General features: G+C 75.0%; 18 protein-coding genes. 3 read left to right on the plus strand and 15 right to left on the minus strand.

Annotated elements, in window-relative coordinates:
- Positions 1–26 precede the first annotated feature (26 nt).
- From ACFWOG_RS26350 to rimP, 10 genes are all read right to left on the minus strand, one after another.
- Positions 27–971: a bifunctional riboflavin kinase/FAD synthetase gene (locus ACFWOG_RS26350; protein WP_329877530.1), complete on the minus strand. Its 945-nt coding sequence runs from the start codon at positions 969–971 to the stop codon at positions 27–29.
- A gap of 66 nt (positions 972–1037) precedes the next feature.
- The gene (locus ACFWOG_RS26355; protein ID WP_380361209.1) at positions 1038–4841 is read right to left on the minus strand and encodes a serine protease; all 3804 of its coding nucleotides are present in this window, start codon (positions 4839–4841) and stop codon (positions 1038–1040) included.
- 320 nt (positions 4842–5161) lie between these two features.
- Positions 5162–6100, minus strand: a complete 939-nt coding sequence (truB, locus tag ACFWOG_RS26360) for a tRNA pseudouridine(55) synthase TruB (protein WP_380361210.1) — start codon at positions 6098–6100, stop codon at positions 5162–5164.
- A 119-nt stretch (positions 6101–6219) separates the two neighbouring features.
- Complete coding sequence (locus ACFWOG_RS26365; RefSeq protein WP_329952549.1) at positions 6220–7335, minus strand: bifunctional oligoribonuclease/PAP phosphatase NrnA; 1116 nt, start codon at positions 7333–7335, stop codon at positions 6220–6222.
- A 2-nt stretch (positions 7336–7337) separates the two neighbouring features.
- The gene (gene rbfA / locus ACFWOG_RS26370; protein ID WP_329877522.1) at positions 7338–7781 is read right to left on the minus strand and encodes a 30S ribosome-binding factor RbfA; all 444 of its coding nucleotides are present in this window, start codon (positions 7779–7781) and stop codon (positions 7338–7340) included.
- 153 nt (positions 7782–7934) lie between these two features.
- Positions 7935–8231, minus strand: a complete 297-nt coding sequence (locus ACFWOG_RS26375) for a DUF503 domain-containing protein (protein WP_030397729.1) — start codon at positions 8229–8231, stop codon at positions 7935–7937.
- Between the two features lie 134 nt (positions 8232–8365).
- Entirely contained in the window at positions 8366–11569 is a 3204-nt protein-coding gene (gene infB / locus ACFWOG_RS26380) for a translation initiation factor IF-2 (RefSeq protein WP_329877516.1), read from the minus strand.
- A 251-nt stretch (positions 11570–11820) separates the two neighbouring features.
- Complete coding sequence (locus tag ACFWOG_RS26385) at positions 11821–12069, minus strand: YlxR family protein (RefSeq protein WP_329877514.1); 249 nt, start codon at positions 12067–12069, stop codon at positions 11821–11823.
- A gap of 145 nt (positions 12070–12214) precedes the next feature.
- A complete protein-coding gene (nusA, locus tag ACFWOG_RS26390; RefSeq protein ID WP_329877512.1) occupies positions 12215–13234 on the minus strand; it encodes a transcription termination factor NusA in 1020 nt (339 codons plus the stop codon).
- Between the two features lie 57 nt (positions 13235–13291).
- Positions 13292–13876, minus strand: coding sequence for a ribosome maturation factor RimP (rimP, locus tag ACFWOG_RS26395; RefSeq protein ID WP_380361211.1), 585 nt, complete (start codon positions 13874–13876; stop codon positions 13292–13294).
- Between the two features lie 846 nt (positions 13877–14722).
- Here rimP and ACFWOG_RS26400 point away from each other — a divergent pair.
- Both ACFWOG_RS26400 and ACFWOG_RS26405 read left to right on the plus strand, forming a co-directional pair.
- Positions 14723–15346 (plus strand): ferritin-like domain-containing protein, encoded by a 624-nt coding sequence (locus ACFWOG_RS26400; RefSeq protein ID WP_380361215.1) that lies wholly within the window; start codon positions 14723–14725, stop codon positions 15344–15346.
- A 222-nt stretch (positions 15347–15568) separates the two neighbouring features.
- Entirely contained in the window at positions 15569–16492 is a 924-nt protein-coding gene (locus tag ACFWOG_RS26405; RefSeq protein ID WP_380361212.1) for an aminoglycoside phosphotransferase family protein, read from the plus strand.
- Here ACFWOG_RS26405 and ACFWOG_RS26410 read toward each other — a convergent pair.
- From ACFWOG_RS26410 to dxr, 5 genes are all read right to left on the minus strand, one after another.
- Positions 16465–17043: a GNAT family N-acetyltransferase gene (locus tag ACFWOG_RS26410; protein ID WP_329877506.1), complete on the minus strand. Its 579-nt coding sequence runs from the start codon at positions 17041–17043 to the stop codon at positions 16465–16467. The genes ACFWOG_RS26405 and ACFWOG_RS26410 overlap by 28 nt on opposite strands.
- 88 nt (positions 17044–17131) lie before the next feature.
- Positions 17132–18025 (minus strand): GNAT family N-acetyltransferase, encoded by an 894-nt coding sequence (locus ACFWOG_RS26415; protein WP_329877503.1) that lies wholly within the window; start codon positions 18023–18025, stop codon positions 17132–17134.
- Entirely contained in the window at positions 18007–19320 is a 1314-nt protein-coding gene (gene ispG, locus ACFWOG_RS26420; RefSeq protein WP_380361213.1) for a flavodoxin-dependent (E)-4-hydroxy-3-methylbut-2-enyl-diphosphate synthase, read from the minus strand. Before ispG ends, ACFWOG_RS26415 begins: the two co-directional genes overlap by 19 nt.
- Before the next feature lie 138 nt (positions 19321–19458).
- Positions 19459–20763 carry a site-2 protease family protein gene (locus ACFWOG_RS26425; RefSeq protein WP_329952552.1) on the minus strand — a complete coding sequence of 435 codons (1305 nt, stop codon included), beginning with the start codon at positions 20761–20763 and terminating at the stop codon, positions 19459–19461.
- Positions 20764–20865: 102 nt separating this feature from the next.
- On the minus strand, positions 20866–22110 hold the full coding sequence (dxr, locus tag ACFWOG_RS26430) for a 1-deoxy-D-xylulose-5-phosphate reductoisomerase (protein ID WP_380361214.1): 1245 nt from the start codon (positions 22108–22110) through the stop codon (positions 20866–20868).
- Between the two features lie 136 nt (positions 22111–22246).
- On the opposite strand from dxr, the gene ACFWOG_RS26435 reads away from it, so the two are divergent.
- On the plus strand, positions 22247–22912 hold the full coding sequence (locus ACFWOG_RS26435; RefSeq protein ID WP_329952554.1) for an NAD(P)H-binding protein: 666 nt from the start codon (positions 22247–22249) through the stop codon (positions 22910–22912).
- Positions 22913–22966 lie beyond the last annotated feature (54 nt).

Here is a 22966-nt window from a genome sequence, read left to right on the forward strand (position 1 = left end):
GGGCCCTTGCGCGCGGATCCGGCGGGTCAGCCGGCGTCGGTCAGCTCGCGCGACCGCTTCACGTCGTCGGCCATCCGGTCCAGCAGCGCCTCGATCGAGTCGAACTTCTCCATCCCGCGCAGGTAGACGAGGAACTCGACGGCCACGTGCAGCCCGTAGAGGTCCAGCCCGACCCGGTCGATGGCGTACGCCTCGACGGTCCGGGCGGTGCCGTCGAAGGTCGGGTTGGTGCCGACCGAGATGGCCGCCGGCATCCGCTCGCCGTCGGCCGTCAGCCAGCCCGCGTACACCCCGTCGGCCGGGACGGCGCTGTGCGGCACGGTGTCCACGTTGGCGGTCGGGTAGCCCAGCTCACGGCCGCGCTGCGCGCCGCGCACCACCTCGCCCTCCACCCGGTGCGGACGGCCCAGCACCTCGCCGGCCCCGGCCACGTCGCCCGCGGCGACCAGCCGGCGGGTCAGGGTCGAGGAGAACGGCTCGCCGTCGCCCGCCGCCCCGCGCACCCGGAGGTCGACGACCTCGACGCCGCAGTCGGCCGACCGGCCCAGTTCGGCCAGCAGCGCGACGTTGCCGGCCGCCCGGTGGCCGAACCGGAAGTTCGGCCCCTCGACGACCAGGCACGCGTGCAGCGCGTCCACCAGCACCTGCCGGAAGAACTCCTCCGGGGACTCCTTCGAGAACTCGGTGGTGAACGGCAGCACCAGGACGGCGTCCACGCCGAGCGCCTCGATCAGCTCCGCGCGGCGCGGCTGCGGGGCCAGCAGCGCCGGGTGGCTGCCCGGACGGACCACCTCGCTCGGGTGCGGGTCGAAGGTGACCACGACCGACCGGACCCCGAGCTCGCGGGCGCGCTCGACCGCCCGGCCGATGATCAGCTGGTGCCCACGGTGCACTCCGTCGAACGAGCCGATGGTGACGACGCTGCGTCCCCAGTCACCGGGGATCTCCTCCAGGCCACGCCAGCGTTGCACCCTGACCGCTCCTTGTTCCGTACGACGCGTACCTTCTGTACGCTCAAACGCTCAAAACCCGAACCCCTATAGCGTGCCATGCGCCTGTCCCGAGTTCGGCACCGGAAGGCGGGTTGGACGCACCGCCGGGTGCCGGGCCCCGGTGCCGGGTGTACGAAGCGACCCCGTCCCGGACCCCGGGCCGGCCCCCCGCCCGGCCTCGGCAGCCGCGTCCCGCGGGTCCCGGCCCGCCGCCACCAGGTCGCGCAGCCGGTCCAGGCGGGGACCGGCGGGGCGGGCGGGCCTGCCGTCCGCCGGCCACCGTGCCAGCAGCAGCGCGAACGCCGCCGACCCGCCGGCGCAGCGGACCAGCAGCCCGTCCGCGTCCGGCAGCCCGGCCGCCGCCCGCACCAGGACGGCCCGGGCCCTGACCGGCCGCTCGGCCGCGCAGTGCTCGGCGAGCGCGGCCACGGCGGCGGCCAGCACCTCCGGATCGCCCTCGGTGGCCAGCAGGGTGTCCAGCAGCTCACAGCGCAGGGCGTCCGCCACCGGGTCGGCCACCGGGCGGGACAGCACCTCGGCGAACGGCCGCCGGACGGCCACCGCCCGGGCCGCCAGACCACTGCTCAGGAGCACCCGGAGCTCCAGCCGGGCGGCCGCGCCCTCGACGGCCCCGCCCGCCAGCCTGCGGCCGAGGTAGTCGACCGCCACCGGCCCGGCCAGGGCCGGACGCTCGCGCAGCAACCGGGCCACCAGCTCGGCGCCCCGCCGGACGGCCAGGGGTGCCCGGGCGTCCGCCAGCACCCGGAGCGTCCCGGCGACCGGGGCCGCCCGACCCGCCTCATCCGCCCGGCCTGCCGGACCCGTCCGACCCGCTGCCCCCTCCGGCCCGCCCAACCGGGCGGCGAGGGCGGCGAGGACCGGCTCCGGGTCGCTCTCCAGGGCCGGCGCCAGCGCCGCCGCGGTGAGGAAGCGGTCCTCCCCTCGCCGGTACGCGGCCAGCGCCGCCGGGAGGTGGGCCGTCCGGGTCCGCCCGTCCCGGACCAGCAGGGCGAGCGCGGCGCCGTGCAGGGCCGGCTCGTCCTCCCGGGCCAGCAGGGTCAGCGCGGTGAACCGCAGCAGCTCCGGCCCGGCGCCGCTCGCGTGCGGGGCGGTGCGCAGCGCGTGCACGGCGGCGGCGACATGGCGCTCGGGGCGCCGGTCGTGGCTCCAGCGGTCCACCGCCCGGCAGAGCGCCGAGGGCTCCTCGACGGCCAGGACGGCGAGGAGCGCGTCCGCCCTCGGATGCGCGGCGCCGGCCAGCGCCTCGGTCAACTCGTCCAGGGCCAGGGCACGGTGGGAGTACAGCAGATCGTGGACGAGGTCCGCGACGGTGCTGCCGGGGCGGACGGGCAGGCCCCGCGGGTCGTCGAACCAGGCGCAGAGCAGCGGGAGGGTGCCCGCCGGGTCGGCACGCAGCCGGTCGGCCGTCGCCGCGAGGAAGCCCCGGCCGGGGCCGTCGGCGGCCACCAGCCTTCGGTACAGCGCGAGTTCACGCTCGACGGGCAGGCGCAGGCCGGTCCAGAAGTCCGGGCCGAACCGGCCGAGCCCGGCCTCCGGAAGACGCTCGAACCCGCCCTCGGCCGCGGCGCGTTCGACGATCCGGTCGGCCAGCTGGTCGAGCAGGGCGCGGTGCTCGGCGAGATCGGGGCTGGCGGCCAGACCGGCGATCAGCAACCGCCCGGCCCACCAGCCGGGTTCGCTGCCGGGCGGGCGCAGGTCCAGCGCCCGCCAGATCCGGTGCAGCCACGGGTCCAGCGCCGGCGCGCCCCAGGTGTCGGCGATCCGCCGGAGCGCGGCGGCCACGGGACCGACCCGGGAGCGGGACACCGTCCGGACCTCGCCGGCCGGGCGGGTGTCCTCGGTCTCGCCGAGCAGCAGCCGCAGTGCCTCGTCCAGGTCCAGGTGCCGCCCCTGCAGCCAGTCGGCGAACTCGCCGTGCGCGAACCGGTAGCCCGGTCCGGCCGGCACGAACAGCCCCTCCGCCAGCACCGCCGCCGCCCAGCCGCCGGCCACCGGGAACAGCTCCTCGAACACCGCCCGGCCCAGCCCGCCCTGCTCGGCGCCCAGCATCCGCCGGGCCGCCTCGTGCACCCGGCCGGCCACCGCCGCCGCCAGCCGCCGCACCCGCCCGTGCCCCGCCCGGCGGACGGCACCCCTGCGGTGGGCTCCCGACCGGCGGGGCCGCCCGTCCTCGGCGAGCCGCTGCGCCACCCGCAGGCAGCACAGGTCGAGACGGGCGCCGAAGAGCTCGCCCCGCCGGGCGGGCTCCCCCCGCAGGCCCTCGGCCCACAGCTCCCCGGCCAACCGGACCGCGAGCGGGTGACGGGCGTCCGCCTCCTCCGGCCACCCCGGCGGCAGCCCGTACCGCCGCCGGACCCGGTCCGCCGCCTCGGCCGGGAGCGGCCCCAGCCGGCGGACGGCGACCCGGACGGCGGGGGAGGACGGCGGCGACCCGCCGTACCGGGCCGCCGCTCCGCCCACCGGGACCAGGAAGTCCCCCGTTCCGCCGCCCGGCGCCAGCCGCTCCCAGGCCTCGTCCCCGCAGGCCGTGAGCAACCGCGCGCCGCAGGCCGCCAGCCACCGCGCGGTCACCCGCAGCCAGTCGGCGTCGAGCGGCACCGGCGCCTCCTCCGGCCCGTCCAGCACCACCAGCAACGGCCGCCCGGCCGCCGCGCAGAGCCCGGCCGCCGTGCCCGGTCCCGGCGGCGGTGTGCCCGGTTCGGCCGCCCCGGCGAACGCCCGCTCCACGGCCTCCGCGAGCGAGGCGTCCCCGGCGCCCAGATCGGCGCCGCGCAGCCACAGCGTGGGCCGGGGCCGTTCCCCGCCGCCGCGCCGCACGGCGAGGGCCGCCAGCTCGGTGCTCCGCCCCGACCCGGGCGCCCCGACCAGCGCGACGATTCCCACCCCCGCCGGGCCCCCGGGTGGACCGGCCCACCCGTCCGGACCGTCACCGGCGGCGCCGCCGTCCTCGCCGTCACCGGGCCACTCCCCCAGCCCGTCCGGCCGGTCCACCCGGTCGGCCGCCAGCCCGGCCACCCGGCCCGGCCCCGCGCCGGCGGCGGCCAGCTGGGCCGCGGCCAGCCGCAGCACCCCGGCCAGGTTGAGCGCGCCGCCGTAGGCGGGCACCCCGGCCGCGTTGCGGGCCAGTACCTCGGCCAACTCCGACCCGCCGTACCCGGTGTCCGCTCCCGCACCCGCCGCACCCGGGCCGGATCCCGGCCCCGCCACCGGTACGGCGACGGGTGCCCCGGGCCGGCCGGGGGCCCGCAGCGCGGGGGCGACCACCGCGACCACCGCGCCGGTGCGGGCGTCCAGGACGGGCGCGCCGGCCGGCACCACCGCCGCGTCGCCGGGCGGCGGCACGTCGAGCAGCAGCGCGCCGGCGATCAGGTGACAGCCGCCCGCCCGCGCGTAGAGGGCCCCGGTGGTCTCGGCGACGCCGCAGCGCAGCAGCACCGTCCGCCCGTCGGGGCGGCCGTCCGCCCAGACCGGTACGGGCACCAGCAGGACGTCCCCGGCCTGCGCCGCGGGGGGCGCCGTGACCGGCAGCGGCGGCACGGGGACACCGCCGACCGCGTCGGTGCGCAGCAGGGCGAGGCCGTACCCGGGCAGCGGCCGGACGTGGTCCGGGCCGAGGACCCGGGTCTGGCCGCCAGGGGTGTGCAGAACGATCCGGTCGAGTCCCTCGACGGTCTCGTGGGCGGTGAGGACGGTGCCCCGCAGGTCGACCACGAAGCCGAGTCCGCGCGGGCGCCCGTCCCGGTCGCGGATCCGCAGCAGCCGGTGGCCGGTGTCGCCCGCCGCCCCGTCGTCCGCCGGCAAGCCCAGGAAGCCCAGCAGTCCCGGCATCGAGCAGCCCCTCCCGGCAGGGCCGGCCGGCCCCGGAGTGGACTCGTCGCGGCGACCTGTCCGCCGCCCGGGAGCCTGCCCGGCCCGGGTGCGGGCCGACCACACCCACGCCGTTCACGACTGCCGTTCACCTCGCGCGCTCCCTCGTGCGGGTGAACTTCGGGCGGTACGAACCCCTGCGCGCCCCCGCCCGCCCCCTCTGCCCGCCGCCCTCCGCCTCGCACGACCGGTCGCCGAGAGACCGTGGCCGGAAAGCACGGAACCCCGGAAGCCCCGAGCCCGAGGGCCCGGCGATTCCGGGGCCCTGCCCCGGGCCGTCCTCAGCCCACGAAGACGGCGACCGGCCTGGCCTGGCCGCCCTTCTCCTCCACCAGCGCGAGGAACCCGCCGTCCGGCCCGAACACCGCGATCGGCCCGTCCACGTCCAGGCCCGGTGCCTTCAGCCGGGCGCCGTGCGACAGCTGCTTCGCCTGGTCGGCGTCGAGGTCCCAGCGCGGGAAGGCCGCCGCGGCGGCCTCGCCGATCGGCAGCACCTCCAGCGGCGCGCCGGAGCCGTCGGAGCCCCCGGTGACCGCCTCCTCCAGCTCCTCCAGGGTCCGCGCCGACTCCACCCCGTACGGGCCGACCCGGGTGCGCCGCAGCGCGGTCAGGTGGCCTCCGACGCCGAGCGCCGCTCCGAGGTCGCGGGCCAGCGCCCGGATGTAGGTGCCGGAGGAGCACTCCACGGTGACGTCCAGGTCGATCACCGGCGTGCCGTCCTCGGCGACGGCGGCGCGCTGCTCGTGGACGGTGAAGGAGTGGATCGTGGTCGGTCGGGCGGCCAGCTCGAAGTCCTCGCCCTCGCGCACGCGCGCGTACGACCGCTTGCCGTCGATCTTGATCGCACTGACCTTGGACGGCACCTGCATGATCTCGCCGGTGAGGGCGGCGATCCCGGAGTCGATGTCCTCCCGGCGCACCGCGTCGGCCGGGGCGGAGGCGGTGACGTCGCCCTCCCGGTCGTCGGTGACGGTGGTCTGACCGAGCCGGACGGTGGCCTCGTAGGTCTTGGCGGTGAGCATCAGGTGGCCGAGCAGCCGGGTGGCCCGTTCGACCCCGATCACCAGCACGCCGGTGGCCATCGGGTCGAGGGTGCCGGCGTGGCCGACCTTCCGCGTCCCGGCCAACCACCGCAGCTTGGCGACCACCCCGTGCGAGGTGATGCCCTCCGGCTTGTCGACGATGACCAGGCCGTCCAGACCGGTGCCTTTGCGCTTCATCAAGTTCTTTCTCTAAGGATGGTCAACTACACGGGACGGGCCGCGTCCGGGCCGGCCGAACGGGCCGGCCGTGCCGGACCGCCCCCCGGCGCCCCGCGCGCCGTCCCCACGGCGGCCGGTCACACGGGCCGCAGCGCGCCCCGGAACCGCTCCACCACCGCGGTGACATCCTCCCGGACGGAGAAACCGGCCGCGAAGGTGTGCCCGCCGCCGCCGAGCGCGGTGCAGGCCGCCGCGACGTCCACCGCGCCCTTGGAGCGCGAGGAGCCGCGCAGCGTGCCGTCCGGGTCCTGCTTGAGCACCAGCGCCACCTCGGCCTCGGCCGGGCGGCGCAGGATGTCGATCAGGCCCTCGATCTCCTCGACGGTGACACTGAACAGCACCAGGTCCTGGTAGGGCACCCAGGTCCACACCAGGCCGAGCCCGCCGGCCGCGGCCGGCTCGTAGACGGCCCGGTCGAGCGCACCGGCCAGCACCTTGAGGTAGCCGAAGGAGGAGGTGTCCCACAGCTGCCGCGAGATGAGGTCCTGCCGGATGCCGGTGGCCAGCAGCCGCGCGGCGAGTTCGTGGGTGGCGGGCGTGGTGGCCCGGTACTTGAACGAGCCGGTGTCGGTGGCGACCCCGGTGTAGAGGCAGGTGGCCAGGTCCTGGTCGAGTTCGACGCCGAGCCGGCGCAGCAGCTCGTCCACCAGGACGGCGGTGGCCGGGGCACCCGGGTCGATCAACTGGTGGGTTCCGAACCCGGGGTTGGAGGCGTGGTGGTCGAAGACCACCAGCACGGGCGCCGCGAAGGCCTTCCCGTGCAGCAGCCCCAGCCGGCTCTCCGCGGCGACGTCGAAGCAGAGCACCAGGTCCGGGGCCTCGGGCACCTCGGAGGCCGGCACGATCAGCTCCCGGCCGGGCAGGAAGGCCAGCGACTCGGGCACGACCTGCGGGTCGTCACCGAAGGAGACCCGCACCTCCTTGCCGAGGCCGCGCAGCGCCAGCCCGGCCGCCAGGGCGGAACCGAGCGCGTCGCCGTCCGGGCAGATGTGGCAGATCAGGTCGACGGAGCGGGCCCGCCCGATCTCCGCGACCACCTGCTGCCACACCAGCTCGAAACCGCTCTCCTCGGCACGCGGTCCCGGAAGCACCGCGAGGGCACCCTCCACCGTGTCGGTGGAGGATGCCCCCGTGGCCGTACCGGCCGTGGTCGTGCCGGTTGTCGAACCGGCCTCCGCCGGCTCACCCGCCATGACTACTCGTCCTCGTCGTCACGCTCGGACGCCGGAACCTTGTACGGGTCCGCGTCACCGGCGTAGACCGCGCCCGCGGCGGTGGTGCGCACCGCCGCGTCGATGGCCCTGGCCCGGTCGAGCAGGTCGTCGATGTTCCGGGCGTTCTCCGGCAGGGCGTCCGCGATGAAGGTCAGCGTCGGGGTGAAGCGCACCCCGGTCTGCTTGCCGACCTCGGAGCGGAGCACGCCCTTGGCGCTCTCCAGCGCGGCGGCCGTGGCCTCGCGCTCGGTGTCGTCACCGTAGACGGTGTAGAAGACGGTGGCCTCGCGCAGGTCGCCGGTCACCCGTGCGTCGGTGATGGTCACGAACCCCAGCCGGGGGTCCTTGATCCGCCGTTCCAGGGTCTGGGCGACGACCACCTGGATGCGGTCGGCGAGCTTGCGCGCCCTTGCGGTGTCGGTCACGTTGCCTCCTCGTGCAGTGGGCCGGGTGGTCGGGCATGTTGCGCGCCCGTCGGGGCCCCAGCCCCAAAGTACCGGCCCGCGCCCAGCCTTGTGGGCGCTCTCGGTCCTGATCTGTGTGAGAACGGCGACTCGCGCCGGTCTGCTCCGCAGATCTCATTCGTCGTCGTCGTTGTGGTAGCGCCTCCTGGCGGAGAGCAGCTGAACCTCGGGGCGGCCGGCGACCAACCGCTCACAGCTGTCCAGGATCTCGGTGACGTACCCGGCTTCGCCGGACACCACCGCGAGGCCGATCTCGGCCCTGCGGTGCAGATCCTGGTTCCCGGTCTCGGCAGCGCACACGCTGTACTTGCGCTGCAGTTCGGCCACGATGGGCCGTACGATCGACCGTTTCTCCTTGAGCGAGTGGACGTCGCCCAGCAGCAGGTCGAAGGTGAGTGTTCCCACGAACATGTGTGACAGGTCCAGCCGACCTGAAGGCCTCGGTGACAGCCCGGGAGCGGGCTGGTCTACGAGGACCCTACACAGCGAGACCGGGGCCGGTCGACGGGAATTCCACCCGCCGACCGGCCCCGGACACCACTCGCTTACGCGCGCGGCTTCTCGCGCATCTCGTAGGTCTCGATGACGTCCTCGACCTTGATGTCGTTGAACGAACCGAGCGTGACACCGGCCTCGAAGCCCTCGCGGACCTCGGTCGCGTCGTCCTTGAAGCGGCGCAGACCCTCGATGGTGAGGCTCTCCGCCACGACCTTGCCGTCGCGGATGAGGCGGGCCTTGGCGTTGCGGCGCAGCAGGCCCTCGCGGACCAGGACACCGGCGATGTTGCCGAACTTGGAGGAGCGGAACACCTCGCGGATCTCCGCGGAGCCGAGGCGAACCTCCTCGTACTCCGGCTTGAGCATGCCCTTGAGGGCGTTCTCGATCTCCTCGATCGCCTGGTAGATGACCGAGTAGTACCGGACGTCCACGCCTTCCTTGTCGGCCGCGGCGCGCGCACGACCCTCCGCGCGCACGTTGAAGCCGATGATGATGGCGTCCGAGCCCATCGCCAGGTCCACGTCGGACTCGGTGATGGCACCCACACCGCGGTGCAGGACCCGGAGCTCGACCTCCTCGCCGACGTCCAGCTTGACGAGGGCGTCCTCAAGGGCCTCGACCGAACCGGAGACGTCACCCTTGATGATGAGGTTGAGCTGCTCGATGGAGCCGGCGGCGATGGCCTTGTCCAGGTCCTCCAGGGACACCCGGACCCGACGCTGCGCGAAGGCGGCGTTGCGGTCACGGGCCGAGCGCTTCTCGGCGATCTGGCGGGCGGTGCGGTCCTCGTCGACGACGATGAAGCTGTCGCCGGCGCGGGGCACCGAGGTCAGACCGAGCAGCAGCACCGGGCGGGACGGGCCGGCCTCGGCGACGCTGTTGCCGTTCTCGTCCAGCATCGCGCGGACGCGGCCGTAGGCGTCGCCGACCACGATCGAGTCGCCGACGCGGAGGGTACCGCGCTGCACGAGCACGGTCGCCATGGCGCCGCGGCCCTTGTCGAGGTGGGCCTCGATGGCGATGCCCTGCGCGTCCTGGTCGGGGTTGGCCCGCAGGTCGAGCGAGGCGTCCGCGGTGAGGACCACGGCCTCCAGCAGCTGGTCGATGTTGAGACCCTGGCGCGCGGAGATGTCGACGAACATGGTGTCGCCGCCGTACTCCTCGGCCACCAGACCGAACTCGGTCAGCTGACCGCGGACCTTGGTCGGGTCGGCGCCGTCGACGTCGATCTTGTTGACGGCGACCACGATCGGCACACCCGCGGCCTTGGCGTGGTTGAGCGCCTCGACCGTCTGCGGCATGACACCGTCGTTGGCCGCGACCACCAGGATCGCGATGTCGGTGGACTTGGCACCACGGGCACGCATGGCGGAGAACGCCTCGTGACCCGGGGTGTCGAGGAAGGTGATCGGGCGCTCTTCGCCGTTCACCGTCGTCGCCACCTGGTAGGCACCGATGTGCTGGGTGATGCCACCGGCCTCGCCGGCCACCACGTTCGACTTGCGGATCGCGTCCAGCAGTCGGGTCTTACCGTGGTCGACGTGACCCATGACGGTGACGACCGGCGGGCGCGCGGCCAGCTGGTCCTCGTCGCCCTCGTCGGCACCGAAGTCGATGTCGAACGACTCCAGCAGCTCGCGGTCCTCGTCGTCCCGGCTGACGATCTCCAGGACGAAGCCCATCTCGTCCGCCAGCAGCTGCAGCGTGGCGTCGGAGACCGACTGGGTCGCGGTGACCATCTCACCGAGGTTGAACATGACGGAGACGAGCGCGGCCGGGTTGGCGTTGATCTTCTCCGCGAAGTCCATCAGCGAGGCGCCGCTCGACAGGCGAACGGTCTGACCGTTGCCGCGAGGCAGCATCACACCGCCGACGGACGGGGCCTGCATGGCCTCGTACTCCTGGCGCTTCGCCCGCTTCGACTTGCGACCACGGGCCGGACGGCCACCGGGGCCACGGCCGAAGGCACCCTGCGTGCCACCACGGGCACCCGGGCCACCGGGACGGCCGCCGAAGCCACCCGGACGCGGGCCGAAACCGCCGCCGCCACCCGGGGCACCGCCACCGGGACGGGGGCCGCCGAAGCCGCCGCCGGCCGGACGCGAGCCCGGACCTGCCGGACGACCGGCGAAACCGGGACGGGCGCCACCGGCACCACCCGGACCACCCGGACGGCCACCGGGGCCACCCGGACCACGGCCACCGGGGCCGGGACGCGGGCCCGGACCGGCCGGACGCTGCGGCATCATGCCCGGGTTCGGACGCGGCATGCCCGACGGGGTCGGACGCGGGCCGGCCGGACGCGGCATGCCGTCGGGACGCGGGGCGCCACCCGGACGGGGGGCACCGGCACCCGGGGCACCGGGAGCGCCACCGGGACGCTGCGGACGGTCGCCACCGGGGCGCGGGGCACCACCGGCACCGGGAGCGCCACCGGGACGCTGCGGACGGTCGCCACCCGGACGGGGAGCGCCACCACCGGGAGCACCGGCACCCGGACGGGCCGGACGGTCGCCACCGGGACGCGGACGGTCGCCGCCCTGGCCACCCGGACCGGCCGGACGCGCACCGGGCGCGGCCGGACGACGGTCACCGGGGCGGGCCATGCCGGTCGCACTGCCCGAGGTGAACGGGTTGTTGCCCGGACGCGGGCCAGCCGGACGCGGGCCCGGACGGGCGCTGCCACCGGCGGGGGCGCTGCCGCCACCGGCCGGGGCACCCGCCGAACGCGGGGCCTGCGGGGCCTGCGAGGCCGGGCGCGGGGCCTGGGTCTCGCCGGACACCGGGGCGGGCGAGGAGAACTCGGCCGCCGGGGCGGCCGGGGCCGCGGGAGCGGCCGGACGCGCCGGGCGCGGGCCCGGAGCGGGGGCGCCGGCCGGCTTGGGCGCGGCGGCGGGGGTTGCGGGGGCGGCCGGGGCGGCGGGAGCCGCGGCGGCCGGGGCCGGACGGGGACCCGGGGTCGCGGCAGGGCGCGGTCCCGGGGTGGGCCCACCCGGCCTGGGTGCGGCCGCACCGGCGGCGGCGCCACCGGTGGGCTGGGGCGCCGCGGGCTTCCGCGGGCCCGGCTTGGCAGCGGAGCCCCCACCGGTGGGGGCCACTCCCAGCGCGTCAGTCAACTTGCGTACGACCGGCGCCTCGATGGTCGAGGACGCCGAACGGACGAACTCACCCAACTCGGTGAGCTTGGCCATCACGGCCTTGCTCTCCAAACCGAGCTCCTTGGCGAGTTCGTAAACCCGGACCTTAGCCACTTCACTCCTGATCTATGAGTCCGGGGTGTCTCGTCCGCCGGACCGTCGCTACTTCATGGGCGTACCCATCGCGTACTCATCGCGTACTCATCGAGTGCTCATCGCAATCTCGACCTACTTCCACATCGCGAGGTACCTGACTGGTGGCACGGCGTGCGGCTGCCCGCCCGCCGTGCTTGTTGCGGTGGTTCTCCGCCGCGCGAGCGGCGGCCGTGACGAGGGGGTGCCCCACCGGACCTGGCCTGGGAAGCTCAGGGCTCCGGGGTGTCGCCCGCCCGTTCCCCGAGGTACTCGCGGATCCGCTCGGTGTCGAGCGTGCCCTGGAGCCGGAAGGCCCGGGGGAACGCCCGTCTGCGGACCGCGAGGTCGAGGCAGGCCGGTTCGGGGTGCAGGTGAGCGCCCCGGCCCGGCAGTGCGCCACGGGGATCGGGGACGCAGACGCCCTCGACCGCCGTGACACGCAACAGCAGGTGCTTGGCCGCGCGCTTTCGGCAGCCCACGCAGGTGCGTTCCGGGCGTGCTCGGACGTGCGTCCGGCCAGACGAAGGCAAGTCTACCCCTCCGGAGGGACATGGCGCCGCCCCGCCGATCCGGGGAGGATCCGCGGGGGGCTCGTGCGGTACCGACCGGCCGGCAGAACCGCGGTCAGTCACCGGCCCGGTCGCCGGCCTCGGAACGGCCCTCGGGCTGGCCCTCGGTGTCCGGACGGATGTCGATCCGCCAGCCGGTGAGACGGGCGGCGAGGCGGGCGTTCTGCCCTTCCTTGCCGATCGCCAGCGACAGCTGGTAGTCCGGCACGATCACCCGTGCGGAGCGCTGCTGGAGGTCCACGATCTCCACGCTCGTCACCCGCGCGGGGGACAGCGCGGCGGCGACCATCTCGCGCGGGTCCTCCGACCAGTCGACGATGTCGATCTTCTCGCCGTGCAGCTCGCCCATCACCGCGCGCACCCGGGAGCCCATCGGGCCGATGCAGGCGCCCTTGGCGTTCAGGCCCTGGCGGCGCGACCAGACCGCGATCTTGGTGCGGTGGCCGGCCTCGCGGGCGATCGCCGCGATCTCCACGCTGCCGTCCGCGATCTCCGGGACCTCCAGCGCGAACAGCTTCTTGACCAGGCTCGGGTGGGTCCGGGACAGCGTCACCGACGCACCGCGGACGCCCCGGCGGACCGCCACGACGTAGCACTTGAGCCGGGTGCCGTGCCGGTAGTCCTCGCCCGGGACCTGCTCCTGCGGCGGCAGGATGGCCTCCAGCTTGCCGATGTCGACCAGCACGTTCTTCGGGTCGTTGCCCTGCTGGACGACACCGGTGACGATGTCGCCCTCCTTGCCGGCGTACTCACCGAACGTCTGGTCGTCGGCGGCGTCGCGCAGCCGCTGCAGCATCACCTGCATGCCGATGCTGGACGCGATCCGGCCGAAGCCGTTCGGGGTGTCGTCGAACTCCTTGGGCTCGACGCCCTCGTCCAGCTCCGCCGGGTCCTCGGTGGCCCACACGGTCACGTGGCCGGACCTGCGGTCCAGGTCGACCCGGGCCCGGCGGCGCGAGCCCTCGGTGCGGTGGTACGCGGTGAGGAGGGCCGACTCGATCGACTCGACCACCAGGTCGAAGGGGATGTTCTTCTCGCTGCTCAGCGCGCGCAGGGCACTCATGTCGATGTCCACGGCTACGCCTCCTCGTCTTTCGTCACGTTCATCATGGTGCGGTCGGTGCGAAGGTCGTCACTGCGCACCGTCGTCCCCCTCCTCCGAGGAGTCGCCCGCCAGGGCGTCGTCCGCGTCGTCCGCGTCGTCCGCGAAGTCCGGGGTCTCGTCGAGAAGCTGCTCGTCCTTGCGGTTGAACTCCACCTGGACGCGCGCCCGGTCGACCTCGGTGTACTCCAGACGGCGCTCCTTGGGCCGGCCGCGGCCCTTCACGGGCTGCACCTCGACCAGTGCGCCGTCCTCGTCGGCCGACAGCACCCGGGCGACGATCTCCCCGCCGTCGACCAGGTTGATCTTGGCCAGTCGGCCCTCGGCGCGGATCCAGTGCCGCGGTGCGCCCAGCGGACGCTCGGCACCCGGCGAACCGACCTCCAGCACGTACGCGCCGGCGCCCATCACGTCCGACTCGTCCAGGGCCTCGCCGACCACGCGGCTGAACTCCGCGATGGCGTCCAGGTCCACGCCGCCGTCGGCGTCCACGTCGATCTGGACCTGCCGGCGGTTGCCCGCCTGGGTGACCTTCACGTCCTCCAGGTCCAGGCCCGCCTGCGCGGCCAGCGGCTCCAGCAACGCACGCAGCCGGTCGGTGTGGGTGGTGCTCATCCGGGTGGACTCCTCGGCCGCGTGTGCTGTTGTCGGAAGGGCGCGCCGCCTTCCCGGGCGCCGGTCCGGCGCACGCCGGGTCTCGGCAGCTCGGCCCAAAGCGTAACCGGTGAAGCGCCCAACCACCGATTCCGGACCCGTGCGCCCGCCCGGCCCGCACCCGGTGCGAGCAAGGTCACACCGGCCCCGCGCCCCGACCGGCAACGCAATCCCCGCCCGGGGACGTGAGGATTCTGTAATCATTCACGCCAACGAGGGCAGGCGGGCAGGCCGTCCTCCCGTACACGCCCCGGAGTGACGCCGATGCAGCCGCCCAGCCGACGGACCTTCCTGGCCCTCGGGCTGCTCCTCGCCGCCGGCGGAGCCCTCACCGCCTGTACGGACGGGCCGGACGCCGGCACCGGCGGCACCGCCGGCGAGCACCGCCGCCCCGACCCGGACGAGCCCGTCCGGCTGCGCGCCGTCGCCGCCACCGACGCGCTGCTCGCCGGGTACGACGCGCTGCTCGCCGCGCCCGGCGCCGGGCAGGCGGCGCAGCTCCAGCCGTTGCGCGCCGAGGTCGTCCAGCACCGGGCCGCGCTGGCCGCCGGACTGCCGGAGGTCTCGTCCAGTCCGTCCGGCCCGTCCGGCCCGTCCGGTTCCGGGTCCGCCGCTCCCACGGCGTCCGCCTCCGCCTCCTCCGCCTCCCCCGGTGCGACCGGCACCACGGGCACCACCGGCACCGCCGTGACCAGCGCCGCCGCGCTCGCCTCGCTGGAGCGGCAGACCGCCCAGGCCAGGCTGGCCGACCTCGGCGCCGCCTCCCCGCAGCTGGCCCGGCTGCTCGCCTCGGTCTCCACGGCCGGGGTGCTGCACGCCGTCGCCCTCGGGGACACCCCTCCGCCGACCGTCCCGGCCCCGGCGCCGACCGACCCGCCCACCGGGTCCGCCTCGACCGGGTCCGGCAGCCCCGAACCCGCCGCGACGGCTTCCGGCACGCCCGTCGCCACCGAGGCGGTCGCCGCGTTCCAGACCGCGCTCGGCGCCGAGCACGCCGCGATCTACGGCTACGGCGTCGTCGGCGCCCGCCTGCCCGACGACCAGCAGCGCGCCGACGCCCGTACCGCGCTCGCCGCGCACCAGGCCCGGCGGGACGCCTGGCAGCGGCTGCTCGGCGCGGCCGGTGCCACCCCGAGTGCCGCGGCGGCCGGCTACCAGCTGCCGTTCGCCGTCACCGACGCGGCGGGCGCCGCCCGGCTGGCCGCCCACGTCGAGACCCGGCTCGCCGGCGTCTACGCCGACCTGGTCGCGGCCGTCGCCACCCCCCGGCGGGCCACCGCCACCGACGCGCTGCGCGAGTGCGCCCTCCGCGCCCGTCGCTGGGGCGCCGCGCCCACGGCGTTCCCCGGCATCCCCGAGCCCGACGGCACCGCGTCCCCGACGGCCCCCGGGAGCGCCTCCCCGACCGCGGCGGCCTCGGCCACCGCCTGACCCGTCCCCGCCGTCCGGGCCCGTCCCCCGCCTGTCCCCCCCTGTCCCCGCCGCACGCCGCCGCACGCCGCCGTGCGTCGCCCCACCCCCGCCGACCTGCGCCTTCACCGCCGCCCGGGCGGCTCCGGCCCACCCCCGCCCGCAGCACTGACCTGCGGTTTCGGCCCCATGGTCGACAATGGACGGGTAACACCACGGGGGAACGGCTACCGGAAGGCCAGCATGTCGGCAGCACCAGGGCAGATCAGCGTCCCCGCGTGGCTGGCGCGGAGCGTCGTCGCCGGCCGGGGCGAGGAGGGACGGCGCTGGGTGGCGGAGCTGCCCGACCGGGTGGCGGCGCAACTCGCCCGCCGGGACCTCACGCTGGAGAGGATCCTCGACCCGGGCGGCAGCCTGAGCCTGGTCGCCTACGTCCACCGCGACGACCTCTCCCCCGCCGTCCTCAAGATCGGTCTCCGGACCCCCGAGACCGCCCGCGAACCCGACGCCCTCGCCGTGTGGGCCGGCCGCGGCGCCGTCCTGCTGCTGGAGGCCGACCCCGCCGAGGGGGTGCTCCTGCTGGAGCGGCTGCACGGCGAGATCCCGCTCCGCTCGCTGGCCGAACCGAAGGCGATGCTGGAGGCGACCAGCCTGCTGCACCGGCTCTGGGTGCCGCTCCCCGAGGGCCACCCCTTCCCGCTGCTCGCCGACCGGACGGCGGGCACCGCCGAGGCCCTGCACCGGCACCGCGGGCTGCCCGGCGCCGGGGAGGCCGACACCCTCGTCACCGAGGCGCTGGAGACCGCCGAAGGGCTGACCGCCTCGGCCACCGAGGAGTTCCTGCTGCACGGCGACTTCCACCACGGCAACGTGCTCGCCGCCGACCGGGCCCCCTGGCTGACGATCGACCCGCGGCCACTGGCCGGCGAACGCGCCTACGACCTGGCCCGGCTGACGCTGGACCGGGCGGACACCCTGATCGGCTCGCCGGGCGTGCCGGCCGCCGTCCGGCGCCGGCTGCACCAGCTCGCCGACGCGCTGGAGGTCGACCGGGAGCGGCTGCGCGGCTGGACCCTCGTGCGCGCCGTCGAACTGGGGCTGGGCGCCCTGGCGGCCGACCGCCGGCCGGACGCCGAGCTCTACCTGGAGTTCGCGGGCGCGCTCTGAGCCGATCCGGTCGGTGCCTGCAACGGCAGCCGGGCGCCCATCACCGCGTAGAGCCGGTCGGTGTTCGGGAAGTGCACCGCGCGGGCGAGGTCCCGGTAGCCGAGCGCGCGGTAGAGCCGGCGGGCGGGCGTCTCGGCGTCGATCGCGGAGAGGATGCTGCGGTCCAGCCCGGACCGCTCGCAGAGGGTGCGGATCAGCGCGGAGCCGACGCCGCGGCCCTGGAACTCCGGCAGCACGTGCAGCTCGGTGATGGCGAACACCCCGTCCAGCCAGTCGCCGTGGCCCCGGGCGACCAGGTAGGGCTCGATCACCGAACTCCACCAGTGCTCGCGCCGGTTGGGCATGCCGTACCCGAAGCCGACCAGCCGGCCGCCGCTCAGCGCGCCCAGCGCGACGACCCCGGGCTGCTGCGCGTGCCGGCCGACGATGTGCAGCCGGACCATGACCTCCTCGGGCGTCAGCCCGAACGCCACAGCCTGGACATCGAGCGCCTGCGGAGCCCACGCCGCAAGGTCGATGGCCTCGATCGTCACCCCGGTCAGCTGATCCATGACCCGGACGTTACTACCCGTCCGGCCCGCGCGCGGGCCGGGTCGGGGACGCCGGTCCGCCGGGCGGTTCCCGGTGCCACGGCGCCGGTCAGAACAGCACGCTCATGAACGCGCCGACCTCGCGGAAGCCGACCCGGCGGTAGGCCGCGCGGGCCCGCAGGTTGTAGTCGTTGACGTAGAGCGAGGCGACCGGGGCGATCTCGCGCAGGGCGATGTCGAGGACGGCCGCCATACCCGTCTCGGAGTGGCCGCGACCGCGGTGCCCGGGGGCCACCCAGACGCCCTGGATCTGGCAGGCGCCCTCGGTGACCGCTCCGATCTCGGCCTTGAACACCACCTCGCCGTCCTCGTCGAAGCGGGCGAAGGAGCGTCCCGAGGCGACGAGTTCACCGACCCGGGCCTGGTAGAGCAGCCCGCCGTCACCGGCCAGCGGGGAGACGCCGACCTCCTCCGTGAACATCGCCACGCAGGCCGGCATCAGCGTCTCGACCTCGTCCCGCCGCACCCGCCGCACCAGCGGGTCGGGGGCGATCTCGGCGGACGGCACGGCCGTGGCCAGCAGCGGCTGGTGGGCACGGACCTCCCGGGCCGGGCCCCAGCTGCGCTCCAGCAGGGCCCAGAGGGCGGCGGTGGGGCCGGCCGGGCCGACGACGGAGGAGCAGCGGCGGCCCTGACGGCGGGCCCGCTCGGCGAACGCCTGGACGGCCTGCGGTCCGGCTTCGACCAGCACGAGGTTGGCGCCGGCGTAGCAGAGCGCGTCGAGTTCGCCGCGCTCGTCGTACCAGCCCCACATCTCGCCGCCGAGGCGCCAGGGATCGAGGCCGACCGTCTCCACCCGGGTGGCGACGAAGGCGTTGGCGACCGGGTCCCGGCGGAGCACCGCGAGAGCGTCGGCGAGGTCCGACGGCTCCAGTACGCGAGTGGTCGCCAGGGCGCGGGCGGCCTGGAACGAGCTGGGGAGCATCACACCTCGATCGAGCATCGAGACAGCACCTTACTGAGACGACTCTGGCCGCACCCTACTCCCCGGCCCCACCCGGCTACGGCCGCGGGGGGGGGGCCGGGCCGCCGGGCCCCCCGCCGGGAGAAACGCGGACTAACCGGCCCCCCCGGCGGGGACCCAGCGGCGCGGGCGGGCGGCGCACCCGCCACCACCCCCCCCGCCGGGGTCTGCTCGGCGAGCTTGAGGGCCTCCTCGATCAGGGTCTCCACGATCTTCGACTCGGGGACGGTCTTGATGACCTCGCCCTTGACGAAGATCTGGCCCTTGCCGTTGCCGGAGGCGACGCCGAGGTCGGCCTCGCGGGCCTCGCCCGGACCGTTGACGACGCAGCCCATGACGGCGACGCGCAGCGGCACCTCCATGCCCTCCAGGCCGGCGGTGACCTCCTCGGCGAGCTTGTAAACGTCCACCTGGGCGCGGCCGCAGGACGGGCAGGAGACGATCTCCAGGCCGCGCTCGCGCAGGCCGAGGGACTCCAGGATCTGGTTGCCGACCTTGATCTCCTCGGCCGGCGGGGCGGACAGCGAGACCCGGATGGTGTCGCCGATGCCCTCGGCGAGCAGCGCACCGAACGCGACCGCGGACTTGATGGTGCCCTGGAAGGCGGGACCGGCCTCGGTGACGCCGAGGTGCAGCGGGTAGTCGCAGGCGGCCGCGAGCTGGCGGTAGGCGTTGATCATCACGACCGGGTCGTTGTGCTTGACCGAGATCTTGATGTCGCGGAAGTCGTGCTCCTCGAAGAGCGAGCACTCCCAGAGCGCGGACTCGACCAGCGCCTCGGGGGTGGCCCGGCCGTACTTCTCCAGCAGGCGCTTGTCGAGCGAGCCGGCGTTGACGCCGATCCGGATCGGCACGCCGGCGGCCCCGGCGGCCTTGGCGATCTCGCCGACCTTGTCGTCGAACGCCTTGATGTTGCCAGGGTTGACCCGCACCGCCGCACAGCCGGCGTCGATCGCGGCGAAGACGTACTTCGGCTGGAAGTGGATGTCGGCGATCACCGGGATCTGCGACTTCCTGGCGATGATCGGCAGGGCGTCCGCGTCGTCCTGCGACGGGACGGCGACCCGCACGATCTGGCAGCCGGAGGCGGTCAGCTCCGCGATCTGCTGCAGCGTGGCGTTGATGTCCGAGGTCAGGGTGGTGGTCATGGACTGCACCGAGACGGGAGCGTCACCACCGACCGGTACGTTGCCGACCATGATCTGACGGGAGACACGGCGCTTGGCGAGCGGCTTGAGCGGCAGAGACGGAATACCGAGCGAGATCGCGGTCATGTGCGCAGGGTTCCCCGGGGTTGAGGTGTGGTCGGCCCGGTCGAAGACGGCCGAACCCGGGCGCGCCGACGATCGCACACCCGGGCTCCAACGGTACGGCACCGGGACCGGCACCCGTGCACCACCGGTCCCGGCGGGTTAACTGATCTTGACCGGGTTCACCAGGTCGGCGACCAGCACCAGCAGAGTGAACCCGATGAACACGCTGGCCACGACGTACGCCAGCGGCATCAGCCGGGCCACGTCGAACGGACCCGGGTCGGGCCGCCGGAACACCTGTGCGAACCGGCGGCGGATCGACTCCCAGACCGCGCCCGCGATGTGACCGCCGTCCAGCGGCAGCAGCGGCAGCATGTTGAAGAGGAAGAGCGACAGGTTGATCCCGGCGAGCAGGTTCACGAAGTAGGCGACCCGCTGGGTGCCCGGGATGTCGAGCGCGAACACCTCACCACTCACCCGCGCCGCCCCGACCATGCCGATCGGCGAATCGACCTCGCGCGGCGTCCCGTCCACCACCGAGTGCCAGAGACCGGGGACCTTGCCGGGCAGCGCCGCCAGCGACTCCACCCCGTTCTCCGCCATGTCGTACATCCGGTCGAGGGACTGCCCGAAGCCCAACCGGACGATGCCGGAGGCCGGCGTGAAGCCGAGGAAACCGGCCCGCACCGTCTCGCCCTTGACCGGCAGGCCCTCGGCGTCGTACTTCTGCACGTCGTTGACGGCGATGGTGGGGTTCAGGGTCAGCTCCTTGCCGTCCCGCTCCACCACCAGCTCCACCCGCTTGTCCGCCGACTTCCGGATGTCGGCCTGGAGCTGTTCGTAGTCGGTGATCCGGTTGCCGTCGAAGGAGATCACCTTGTCCCCCGGCTTCAGCCCCGCCTGGAACGCCGGCGCCGGCAGCGCGTCCGCCGGGCAGGTGTCGGTGGGCTGCCCCGCCTTCACCACGCACTCCGAGACGGTGCCGATGGTCGGCACGGACATCGGGACGCCGAAGCCCATCATCACCGTCAGGAAGAGCCCGAAGGCCAGGATCAGGTTCATGAACGGGCCGGCGAACATCACGATCACGCGCTTCCACGGCTTGCGCGTGTAGAAGAGCCGCGTCTCGTCGCCCTCCTTGACCTCCTCGTACGAGGCCTCCCGGGCGTCCTCGATCATCGTCCGCCAGGGCGAGGTACTGCGCTGGGTGATCCGCCCGTCCGCACCGGGCGGGAACATCCCGATCATCCGGATGTACCCGCCCAGCGGAACCGCCTTGAGGCCGTACTCGGTCTCGCCCCTGCGCCGCGACCAGATCGTCGGGCCGAAGCCAACCATGTACTGCGGCACGCGGATGCCGAACAGCTTGGCCGTGGAGAGGTGGCCGAGCTCGTGCCAGGCGATCGAGAACAGCAGCCCCAGTGCGAAGACCAGGATGCCGACCACCGTCATCACCGTTGCCACTGCTGCTCCTCCGTCATGCCACTCCGCTCATCCTGTCGTCGTACCGGTCGTACCGGTCGTCCCGGTCGGCCCCGTCACCCGGGTCGGGTCCGGGGACCGGCGTCAGCCGGCCGCCAGCTCGCGGGCCCGGGCGCGCGCCCAGTCCTCCGCGTGCAGGACGTCCTCGACCGTCAGCGAAGTTCCCGTCGCCGGCCGTCCACCGTCGTACTGTCCGTGCTCCGCCACGACCTTCGCAACAGTGTCCACGATTCCGGTGAAGGCGAGACGGCCGCCCAGGAAGGCCTCCACACACTCCTCGTTCGCCGCGTTGAAGACCGCCGGGACCGTCCCGCCCAGCGTCCCCACCTCGCGGGCCAGCTCCACCGCCGGGAAGGCCTCGTCGTCCAGCGGGAAGAACTCCCAGGTCGCCGCCTTGGTCCAGTCACAGGCCGACGCCGCGTCCGGCACCCGGTCCGGCCAGCCCAGGCCCAGCGCGATCGGCATCCGCATGTCCGGCGGGCTCGCCTGGGCCAGCGTGGAACCGTCCGTGAACTCCACCATCGAGTGGACGACCGACTGCGGGTGGACCACGACCTCGATCCGGTCGAACGGCACGTCGTACAGCAGGTGCGCCTCGATCACCTCCAGGCCCTTGTTCACCAGGGTGGCCGAGTTGATCGTGACGACCGGGCCCATCGCCCAGGTCGGGTGCGCCAGCGCCTCCGACGGGGTGACACCCGCCAGCTCCGCACGGCTGCGGCTGCGGAACGGACCGCCGCTCGCCGTCACCACCAGCTTGCGGACCTCCGCCCGGGTGCCGCCGGCCAGCGCCTGGAACAGCGCGGCGTGCTCGGAGTCCACCGGGACGATCTGACCCGGCCGGGCCACCGCCTTCACCAGTGGACCGCCGACGATCAGCGACTCCTTGTTGGCCAGCACCAGCACCCGGCCGGCCCGCAGCGCCGCCAGCGTCGGACGCAGGCCGATCGAACCGGTGATGCCGTTCAGCACCGAGTGGCACTCCACGCCCGCCAGCTCGGTCGCCGCGTCCGGACCGGCCAGCACGGCCGGCAGCGGACGGCCCGCCGCCTTCGCCGCCAGGGCCTCGCGCAGCGCCGGCTCGGCCGCCGGATCGGCCACCGCCACGGTGTGCACGCCCAGCTCCAGGGCCTGCTCGGCGAGCAGTTCCACCCGGCCGCCGGCCGCCGACAGGGCGACCACCCGGAACCGGTCCGGGTTACGGCGCACCACGTCGATGGCCTGGGTACCGATCGAACCGGTGGACCCGAGGATCACCAGCTCCCGGGGGCCGGAGGGGTCGTTCACCTCGGGGGTGAACCGCAGCTGCGGGTGGGCGAGCGAAGTCATGCGCCCATTGTGTCCTGCCCGGCCGTCTCCCCCGGACGCCGGGCCGTCCCCGCGCGGCTCCGGAGCTCCCGGCCGCCCGGGGATCCCCCGGCGGCTCCCCGGGCACCGGACGGACTCCCGGGCTACCGTCGGAACCATGCGTACCGTCATCGCCGGAGGCCACGGACAGATCGCGCTCCGGCTCGAACGGCTGCTCGCCGACCACGGCGACCGGCCCGCCGGCATCATCCGCCGCCCCGAACAGGCCGAGGACCTGGCCGCCGCCGGGGCCGAACCCCTACTGCTCGACCTGGAGACCGCCACCCCCGCCGCCCTCGCCGACCTGCTCACCGGCGCCGACGCGGTGGTCTTCGCGGCCGGCGCCGGACCGGGCAGCGGAGCCGACCGCAAACTCACCGTCGACCGGGACGCCGCCGTCCTGCTCGCCGACGCCGCCGAACTCGCGGGCGTCCGCCGCTACCTGATCGTCTCCTCGATGGGCGCCGACGCCGGGGCGGCGTACCCCGACGACGAGGTCTTCGAGACCTACCTGCGGGCCAAGGGCGCCGCCGACGACGCCGTCCGGGCGCGCACCGCGCTGGACTGGACGGTGCTGCGCCCCGGGCGGCTCACCGACGGCCCGGGCACCGGCCTGGTCCGGCTCGCCCCCTCGACCGGCCGCGGCGCGATCGACCGGCAGGACGTCGCCGCCGTCCTCGCCGCCCTGCTGCACGAACCGGCGACCGCCGGGCAGACCCTCGAACTGACCGCCGGCGACGCGACCGTCGCGGAGGCCGTCGCCGCCGCCGCCGGCCGCGACTGACCACGCCGTTACCCCTTCCTCCCCGGACGTGCGAGGGGCCCGACAGCCTTGTGC

Origin of the sequence: Kitasatospora sp. NPDC058406, from assembly GCF_042722765.1 — a bacterium.
Lineage (GTDB): Bacteria > Actinomycetota > Actinomycetes > Streptomycetales > Streptomycetaceae > Kitasatospora.